This window comes from Actinomycetes bacterium, from assembly GCA_036000965.1.
Lineage (GTDB): Bacteria > Actinomycetota > CALGFH01 > CALGFH01 > CALGFH01 > DASYUT01.
Map to the genome: position 1 here is coordinate 1 of DASYUT010000001.1, position 9,029 is coordinate 9,029.

General features: G+C 71.4%; 10 protein-coding genes. 9 read left to right on the forward strand and 1 reads right to left on the reverse strand.

Annotated elements, in window-relative coordinates; translation table 11 throughout:
• Window positions 1-115: 115 nt before the first annotated feature.
• Window positions 116-1,333, reverse strand: coding sequence for an FAD-binding oxidoreductase (locus tag VG276_00005; protein HEV8647810.1), 1,218 nt, complete (start codon window positions 1,331-1,333; stop codon window positions 116-118).
• Window positions 1,334-1,787: 454 nt separating this feature from the next.
• Here VG276_00005 and VG276_00010 point away from each other — a divergent pair, with 454 nt between their 5' ends.
• The 9 genes from VG276_00010 to VG276_00050 all read left to right on the forward strand — a co-directional run bounded on the left by VG276_00010 (window position 1,788) and on the right by VG276_00050 (window position 8,768).
• Entirely contained in the window at window positions 1,788-2,885 is a 1,098-nt protein-coding gene (locus VG276_00010) for a Glu/Leu/Phe/Val dehydrogenase dimerization domain-containing protein (GenBank protein HEV8647811.1), read from the forward strand.
• A 142-nt stretch (window positions 2,886-3,027) separates the two neighbouring features.
• Window positions 3,028-3,411, forward strand: coding sequence for a hypothetical protein (locus VG276_00015; GenBank protein ID HEV8647812.1), 384 nt, complete (start codon window positions 3,028-3,030; stop codon window positions 3,409-3,411).
• Window positions 3,412-3,885: 474 nt separating this feature from the next.
• A complete protein-coding gene (locus VG276_00020) occupies window positions 3,886-4,149 on the forward strand; it encodes a multiubiquitin domain-containing protein (protein ID HEV8647813.1) in 264 nt (87 codons plus the stop codon).
• 5 nt (window positions 4,150-4,154) lie between these two features.
• Window positions 4,155-4,523 carry an E2/UBC family protein gene (locus VG276_00025; GenBank protein HEV8647814.1) on the forward strand — a complete coding sequence of 123 codons (369 nt, stop codon included), beginning with the start codon at window positions 4,155-4,157 and terminating at the stop codon, window positions 4,521-4,523.
• Window positions 4,513-5,874 (forward strand): ThiF family adenylyltransferase, encoded by a 1,362-nt coding sequence (locus tag VG276_00030; protein ID HEV8647815.1) that lies wholly within the window; start codon window positions 4,513-4,515, stop codon window positions 5,872-5,874. Before VG276_00025 ends, VG276_00030 begins: the two co-directional genes overlap by 11 nt.
• A 22-nt stretch (window positions 5,875-5,896) precedes the next feature.
• Complete coding sequence (locus VG276_00035; GenBank protein HEV8647816.1) at window positions 5,897-6,100, forward strand: hypothetical protein; 204 nt, start codon at window positions 5,897-5,899, stop codon at window positions 6,098-6,100.
• Window positions 6,101-6,134: 34 nt separating this feature from the next.
• On the forward strand, window positions 6,135-7,568 hold the full coding sequence (locus VG276_00040; protein ID HEV8647817.1) for a hypothetical protein: 1,434 nt from the start codon (window positions 6,135-6,137) through the stop codon (window positions 7,566-7,568).
• A 16-nt stretch (window positions 7,569-7,584) separates the two neighbouring features.
• Window positions 7,585-8,148, forward strand: coding sequence for a sigma-70 family RNA polymerase sigma factor (locus tag VG276_00045; protein HEV8647818.1), 564 nt, complete (start codon window positions 7,585-7,587; stop codon window positions 8,146-8,148).
• Window positions 8,145-8,768, forward strand: a complete 624-nt coding sequence (locus tag VG276_00050; protein HEV8647819.1) for a hypothetical protein — start codon at window positions 8,145-8,147, stop codon at window positions 8,766-8,768. The genes VG276_00045 and VG276_00050 overlap by 4 nt, the downstream gene beginning before the upstream one ends.
• The last annotated feature ends 261 nt before the right edge of the window (window positions 8,769-9,029 follow it).

Genomic DNA, 9,029 nt, shown 5'->3' on the forward strand with positions numbered 1-9,029 from the left:
CTACACTCAGCATTGCGGCGTTCCTTCCTCGCCGGCGTTCACCGCGCCGGCGTCCTTCCTAGGCGTCCTTCCTACAGGTCACGGTGGAAGGTACGCCGCGTTCTCATGCGAGGGCTCATCCACAGGTTTCGACCATAGCTCCGGCCCCGGTCAGGCGGTCGACGGTGGCCGCGACCATGGCCGGCGAGCCGCACACGTACACGTCCTGCCCGTCCCAGGGGCCGTGACGCAGGGCCGCGTCGACGACCAGACCGCGTTCGCCGAGGTAGCGGCCGTCCTCAGAGACCACCGGGTACACCGTCAGCCAGGGCCAGGCCCGGGCCATGCGGGTCAGCGCGGGCTGGTCGTAGAGCTCGGCCTCGGTCCGGGCGCCGACGAACAGATGGGTCCGCCGCGGCGACGGCCCGCTGCCGACCTGCTCGACCAGCGCCCGCAGCGGCGCCAGCCCGGTGCCCCCGGCGATGAGCAGCAGGTCCCGCCGGGCGGCAGGGTCGAGGGTGAGCCGGTGCCCGACCGGCGCGCCGAGGCGCAGCACGTCGCCCGGCGTGACGGACTGCACCAGCACGGCGCTGACCTGGCCGCCGTCGACCAGGCGGACGTGCAGCTCGATGGTGCCGTCGGGAGCGGGCGCGTTGGCCGGGGAGTAGTAGCGCCACAGCCGGGGACGCAGCGGTGTCTCCACGGCGACCGACTGGCCGGGGAGGTAGTGCAGGCGGCTGTCCGGCTGCAGTCGCAGGACGGCCACGTCCAGGCTGCGCCGCTCGTGCGAGACGACCGTGGCGTCCCACCACGGCGGGCTGGTGCGCTCCGCCCGCTCCGCGGCCTCCACCATGGCCGCTGCGACCGTGTCGTAGGCGACCTCCCAGTCGCGGGCGAGCTGTGGCGTCCAGTCCGCGCCCAGGAAGTGCTCCAGCGTGGCCAGCAGGCTCTCCCGCACCGCCGGGTGGTGTTTGGCGACCACGCCGAACTTGCGGTGGTCGCTGGCGAGCTGATGCAGGAACGGCAGCAGGTCGTCCAGGTTGTCCACGTCGGCGACGATCTGCCCCAGCGCATGGGCCAGCTTGCCGCGTTGGCTCGCCATCGACACCGGGAACATCTCGCGGGTGTCGGGATAGGTCAGGAACAAGTAGGAGTAGAAGAACAGCGGCAGCTCGTCACCGTAGCCGGCAACCCGGGCGAAGCTGTCCTTCAGGCGTTGCGCATCCACCACCGGCACATCCAGCTCGTCGACGCTCGAGGAACGGACTGGCCGGCGCCCCGACGGGGTGGGGTGCAGTCTCAGCAGCGCGGCGACCGGCGACCGGCGACCGGTGAAGCGACCGATGCGCGGCAAGCCGGGCGCCTCGAAAATGCGTCGCCAGCCAGAACCTCGCAATATGATGTGACATCGGAGTCGGAGCGCAAAATCATGGAGCGCTCGTGGAGCGGGGCGGCGCCCGGTCGCCAGGCCGTGACACCACATTCACAGCTTTATTCAACTGCAATTCGGCTTCTTGGCGGCAAGGACGTGCTCGGTAAGATCTGGTCGAGAAGAATGACATTCGCCAAGGACGCCAGCCTATCGAGTTCGACACATACCCTGAACTGGCCACCGCGTCGGGCCGGGCGTCATCGCTGCTCCCATCCGCGGCCGTGGACGACGTTCAACCGGCGGGCCGACTGCCGGACGGCTTCCGGGGTACGCTTGTCGGCACGGCGGGCACGCCGCCGGACTCACCCGGCAACGGCGCTGGGGGCTTCCTGGACGCCTCGGCCGGAATGGGCCTGAACTGTCGCAGGAGGCAAGGATGAGCGTCTTCGAGAGGATGGCCGAGTCCGGCCACGAGCAGGTCGTGTTCTGCTACGACCGCCAGACCGGGATGAAGGCGATCATCGCCATCCACGACACTGCGCTCGGCCCGGCCCGCGGCGGCACCCGCTACAAGGCCTACGACTCCGAGGACGAGGCCCTCGACGACGCGCTGCGCCTGTCCCAGGGCATGACGTACAAGTTCGCCTTCACCGACATACCCCGCGGCGGCGGCAAGGCGGTGCTGTTCAAGGAGGACGGCGGCACCGACAAGCGGGTGCTGCTGCGGGTGTACGGGCGGTTCGTCCAGCTGCTCGCTGGCCGCTTCGGGACCGGCCCCGACCTCGGCACCAGCGCCCAGGACATGGTCGACGTAGCCAGGGAGACCGACTACGTGTGGGCGGTGGACGAACGGTTCGGGGGCACCGGAGACTCCACTCCGCTGACCGCGCAAGGGGTGCTGGCCGGGATCGGCGCCGCCCTCGACGAGGTCTTCGGAACCCCCGACCTGAAGGACCGCCGGATCGCGGTGCAGGGGCTGGGCGGGGTCGGCGGCCACCTCGCCGGGCTGCTGGTCGCTGCGGGCGCCAGCGTCATCGGCGCCGACATCGACCCGGCACGGGGCAAGGAGCTGGCCGACCGGACCGGCATCGAGCTGGTGGACCCGGAGCAGATCTACGAGGTCCCCTGCGACGTGTTCTCCCCCAACGCGGTCGGGGGGGTGCTCAACGAGCAGACGATCCCACGCTTGGCCTGCCGGATCGTGGCCGGCGGCGCGAACAACCAGCTCGCCACGCGGCAGGACGGCGTCCGCCTCATGGAGCGGGGCATCCTCTACGCGCCCGACTACGTGATCAACTCGGCCGCCCCGTACGCGGTGATCGGGTCGGGTGAGCTCGGGTACTCCGACGCCCGGCTGGCGGTGTCGGTGCAGGGCGTGGCCAGCGCGCTGCAGCTGATCTTCAGGCGGTCCCGGGCCGAGAGACGCCCGACCGCCGAGGTGGCCGACACCATCGCCGAGGAGCGGGTCGCGGCCGCCGCGCACATCCGGGCCATGACCCCGGGCACCGGCAGCCTCCCACGCCAGGCTCTCTGACCGGGCGGTCCGCCCGGCCCGCCGCAGCCCTCGCGCGTCCGAATATCTCGGATATTGCTAATCCGGACATCCACATACACGAAGAACCATGGCAAACTTCGCAGTAAGGATCGCCCGGGTGGGCTTCTGGGGAGGCGCTGGCATGGATGACTACGCAGGCCGCATCACCATCATCGCCTCGTCCACGATGGTGCACCACCGCGTCAGGTGCATGGTCTGCAAGCGGTCGGTCGACAACCGGGTGGTCTTCCTGACCAACGACGCCCGGGTGCTGCACACGGGCTGCGTGCCCAACCGGGTGAAGGTCCCCAACGCCGTGCTGCTGCAGGCCATCCGGCGGCTCGAGCGGATGGTCGAGCGGGCCAGGACCAACCCGTTCCCCGACGACCCGGACTCCTACGAGCCCGACGGGGTCCTCGACCCGGACGGCGCCTTCGACCAGGACGTGCTCGGCCCCTACGAGCCCATCGGCGCCCTGGCCGCCCACGAGGCGGACCCGCGCCGGGACCCCCGCCGGCTCCCCTGACCTCCCCGCCGGCTCCCCTGACCTCCCCGCCGGCTCGCCTGACCTCCCCGCCGGCTCGCCTGACCTCCCGCCGGTGTGTGACTGACGCCGATAGCTGGCCCTGAAGACTGCCATAATCCAGGGCTTTCGAGCGACGTGCCAGCCCAAGGTGGCCCGCACTGACAGGGATAGTTGGCCCAACAATGCGGTGGCTGTGATCCTGACCGCTCAGCTGCCGCCCCCTCGACGACCTCGCCGTCTTGGCCACGGCCATCGGGGTCACCCCGGCGTGGTCGAGCACGGCCTGTTCCTGGGGAGTGGCCTACGAAATCCTCCTCGGTCACCCCGACAGCCGCTCTCGAGATCCTGCGCCACGGCGGCGGGCCGGACCCCAACGGAAAGGGTTCTCGCCAGACGGCATGCGCCCGGCGACGGCATCGGTGTCACACGAACGCGTACCCCACCGAGACCATGCCGAGCCCGAAGGGAGCAGCTGTGCAGGCCAAGCCTGAAACCGAGCCGATTGACACCGCTACCGGACCGCAGATCAACATCGTTATCAACAGGGTCCACTACCGGGCGCCGCGGCCGGTCATGACCGGCGCCGAGCTGGCTGCGCTGGCCGGCGTGCCAGCCGGCAACCAGCTGTTCTTGGAGGTCCCTGGACCAGACGATGACCGCCCGATCGGCCCCGACGAGCCGGTCGAGCTCCGCTCCGGGATGCGCTTCTACGACGTGCCGGTCGGCAACCTCGGCTGAGCCGCGTGATCCCCACCCACGACCTGGCCACCCTGGTGGCCTGCTACCCGACCGCGGTCGTTGCCGACCGCGCCGACCACACCGCGGTCGTCGCCGTGCCCGCCCTGCCGCTCCGGCCCGGCTGGAACCAGCCGTCCACCGAGGTCTTGTTCCTGGTCCCGACCGCCTACCCGGCCGCGCAGCCGGACTGCTTCTACACCGGCCCGCAGCTGCGCCTTGCCGGCGGGCAGCTGCCGAGCAACTCCACCCCGAACGACCTCGACGGCCGCCAGCTGCTGTGGTTCTCCTGGCACCTGGCCAGCTGGCATCCGCACCGCAACAACCTGGTGTCCTACCTGCACTTCATCGAACGGAGGCTGCACGATGCCCGCTGAGCTGCGGATGACCGACGCGCAGTGGGCGCAGCTGCGCGCTGGGCTGCTGGCCGACGACGACGAGCACGCGGCGCTGCTGGTCTGCGGCCACCTGGCCGCCGGTGACGACCAGGTGCTGCTCTGCCGCCGAGTGCAGCACCTCGACCCCGCTGACCTCCTCGACGCGGGCCCGCGGCATCTGGCCATCGCGCCGACGACCCTGGCTCGGGCGGCCAAGACCGCCCGAGCCGAGCAGGGAACCGTGGTCGTCTGCCACTCCCATCCGTTTCCCGGGCCGGTGCACGCCTCCCCCCTCGACCTGGACACCGAGGCGGAGCTGTGCGGTCGGGCCCTGGGGGGGCGGCTGGCCCCCCAGCCGGTCGCCGCCCTGGTCCTCGGCCCGGACGGCCTGGACGGGCGGCTGTGGCGGGACGGGCGCGGCATGCCGCTCGACCGGATCCGGGTCGTCGGCGACCAGATCCGGCTGCTGCCACCACCGCCGGGGAGGGAGGTCGGCGAGGAGGTCGCCCGGCAGGTGCTGGCCTGGGGCGAAGGCGGCCAGCGCCGGCTGGCGGCCGCCCGCGTCGCGGTCGTCGGAGTGGGCGGCACTGGATCCCAGGTCACCGTCCAGCTGGCCCATCTGGGCGTCGGTGGGCTGGTCCTGGTTGACCCCGACCGAGTCGAGGCGACTAACCTATCCCGGCTGGTCGGGGCGAAAAGGGCCGACGTCGGCCGGCTCAAGGTGGAGGTGCTCGCCGCCGCCGCCCGGGCCATCAACCCGACCGTGACCGTCCGGGCCGTGCCGGCGTCGGTGCTCGACATCGACCCACGGCTACTGGCGACCGCCGACATCATCGTCTGCGCGACCGACGGGCACGGCTCGCGGGCGCTGCTCAACGAGCTCGCCCAGCAGTACCTAGTCCCGGTCGTCGACCTCGGGGTCGAGGTGGTGCCCGACCCGCGAGGTCTGCGCGCCGGCGGCGGCGTACGGGTCCTGCGGCCGGACGGCTGGTGCCTGCACTGCGCCGGGACGCTGAATGCAGGCCTGGTCCGCGAGGAGTATCTCGACGAGCAGGGGCGAGCCCGCGAGGCCGAACGCGGCTATCTGCGGGGCGCCAACGCCTCCGCTCCCGCCGTGATCTCCCTCAACGGCGTGGTCGCTTCGCTGGCCGCGCTGGAGGTCTGCCAGCTGCTGGTCGGCTTCCTCGGCGGCGGCGGTGGCCGGCTGTTGTACCGGGCGGAAGCGCGGGCACTGACCACCGCCTCGGTCACGCGCCACCCGGCCTGCTACGTCTGCGGCGAGGGTGGCCTGCTCGGGCTAGGCGACACGCGCCGGCTGCCGACCCGCTTCCAGGATCGTTCCGTCGGCTAGCGGTTCACGCTACGATGCCGCCATGTCGGACACCAAGCCCGGCCGCCTTCCGCTCAACGAGTTCGCCACCCCGGTGGTCAGCGGCCTCGAGGAGGACGCCGAGACGGTCGGCGCGCCCCCGTTCGATGCGGCGACCGCGGCGCAGATCACCTCCCGGATGCGGGAGATCGACGCCGCTCAGCAGCGGGCGACGGCGACCAGTCGCGACGTCTACCTCACCTGGTAGCCGACCCTGGTGAATCTATTTAGAGTGATCGCGCGTGCGTCAGCCAGCTAACGCATTCGACCTTTCTCGGGCGGGAGCGCTGTCCAGCCTGCTGCACACCTACGGCGGGGCCAACCCCCAGGTGCTGCAGACGGTGCTCGGCCAGGCGTTCTCCCTCGGCGCCCAGACCGCCGTCGTCGAGTACCGCTACCTGGACGCCGACTACCGCAACGAGCACAGCCGCTTCTACTCGACCACCTTCCGGCGCTACCCGTCGGCCGCCGACCGGCTTCACTTCTTCACCGCGCCGATCCCCCCCGAGCTGTTCCGCCCTGACCGCCCGGCTCGCTTCCACCAGCTCGGCTACCTCGGCTACACGGTGCTACGACCCGTGCCCGCCGCGCCGGTCGGACGGACCATGCTGGCCCCGCCCCCCGACCTCGCCGACCACATCACCTGCCGCGCCCCCGACCGGGTGAACCTGCTCGGCGAGCCGCTCGAGTTGACGGCGACGCCGTTCATCGCCCAGGACGCCCAGGTGTCTCGGTGCGCGCAGGCCGCCCTGTGGGTCACTGCCTACTATCATCATCTCGCCCACGGCACGCCGCGCTTGCTGCCCGGCGACATCGCGGCCGCCGTGCCGACCGACCTAGCGCTGGGCCGCCCGGTCCCTGCCGAGGGCCTCAGCGTGTTCCAGCTGTCAGCGGCGGCCACCCGCATCGGGCTGCCGGCGCTGGTCTACAAGCTCGACGACCTGCCTGGCGGCGAGTCGCTGCCCCGCATCGCCTGCCGCTATCTCAACTCCGGCCTGCCGGTCATCGCCGCCGGGGGCGGGCACGCGTTCGTGCTCGTCGGCTACCGCCGCGTGCACCCCGGCACCGCCCAGGAGCGCATCCACTTCATCCGCCACGACGACGAGGTCGGCCCCTACCAGGTGGTCGAGAACTTCCTGCTCGACGACTACGCGCCCTGGCAGTACCTGATCGTCCCGCTGCCCGCCAAGGTCTACCTGTCGGGGGAGAAGGCCGAGGTGCTCGGCGCGGCCCGGCTGACTACCTCGTCGGCCGACAGAGGCAGCCTCGCCGCCCACCAGCTGTACGCCGCGATCACGACCCACAAGGTGAGCTTCCGCTCCACCGTGCTCAAGTCCAACGACTTCAAGACCGGCCTCGAGCGCCGCGGTGTCCCCGACCCGGTCGCCTCCATCTACCGGCGGATGCCGATGTCGCACTGGATCTGGGTCGTCGAGGCCACCGACCGGGCCGCCCGCGACCGCGGCGATCCCTGCGTGCTCGCAGAGGCGATCATCGACGCCACCGACCACCTGCGCGACCTGCACGTGCTCGCCTGGCGCATCCCCGGCGAGCTGGTCCAGTGGGACCCCGATGAGGATCGCCTCAGCCGCCGAGACCTGACCGCCGTGCCACCGCTCGGGTCGGTCGCCGGGGGCCCGGTTGCCGCCGGGACCCTGTCACACGCCGACGTATGAAGGGAGGAGGTGCTGCGTGACCGACGAACTCATCGCTGATGCCCGGGCCGGCAAGCCCCACGCGGCCCCGTTCCTGACCAGCTTGCACGGCCCGGCCCTGGCTGGCTACCTGCGGGATATCGCGTCGGACCTGTCCGACACCGACCGCGAGCTGATCGCCGAGCGCGCCGTCGAGGGCGCCGTCCGCAAGATCGACCGGTTCGATGCGGCCCATGGGCCCTTTACCGCCTGGCTGCGCGGCTTTGTCCGCTTCGAGGTGCTCAACTGGCGGCGGGCCACGGCCAGGCTGCACAGCCTGGCCGGGGTCGACGTGCCGACCCCGAACCCGCCCGCCCACACCGACCTGCCCGGCGCTGTGCTGGCCGCAGTCACCGACGCGCTCCGCACGCTCAGCCCCGCCGACCAGGTGATCATCGCACTGCACGACATCGAGCAGCTGCCGTCGAAACAAGCGGCGGCCCGGCTGGGCATCACCGACGACGCCTGCCGCCAACGGTACGTGCGGGCGCGCCGACGCCTGGCTGCGGTCGCCGCCAGGGACCCGCGGTTGGGCGCGTATGCGAGGGAGGCAAGCCCATGACGCCGACCCCAACGACTGGCCATGATCCTCAGGGCGACGACGCGGCCGACCGCATCCTGGCTGAGCTGCGGGACACCCCGGAAGCCGACACCGGCGTGGTCGAGCCGGTCCCGATCGAGGAGTTGGATCGCGCCCTCGCCGTCCTCTCCGCCGACGCGCTCTCGGCCGAGGCCCAGGCAGCGGTTGAGCGGCTGCTGGCCTCCGGAGAAGGCCTCACCCCCGCGGCGCGGCAGCGGATGATCACCGCTGTCGAACGAGGACTGCGACGACAGCGGCTCACGCACGGCACCCTGGCGTCGCTGCTCGCGGTCCGTCGCGACGAGGAGGGCCTACCGGCGGCGGTGCTGGCGCGGGAACTTCACTTGGAGGAAGCCGATTTGCTCACCATCGAATCCGGCGAGCGCGACGTGCGGACCTTGAACGCCTCACAGATCGCCAGCTGGGTGACCCGACTTGCCATCGATCGCGAGCGCGCAGTCCAGGCGCTGCGCCGCTCGCTCGGACTGGTCGCAACAGCTCCCAGCTACGCGGAACGCGCCAGTACGCACAATCCCACCCAACACGCTGACGACGTGGCGCTGGTCACCGCAGTCGGCGAGCTGCTTCAACAACGGTCCTAGACAACCCCTGCCTATCGTTCGTAGGTCGGGGCATGCCGTCCGAGCCTAGGAGGCTCACCGAGGTGGCGGCGGCCGCCGCCACCTGCGGGCTGCATGTCTAGCCTGTCCTGTCCCGCTTAGCGGTAGTTTGTTGACTACGGGCACAGGTAGAGGTGCAGCGGCTGTCCGGCACCAACCGCGTCAAGCAGCATCCCGAGCTGGGCCGGCGGGAGCGTACCCGACCACGCCCGCCACCAGCGCCCGAGCACGACCCACGGGGTC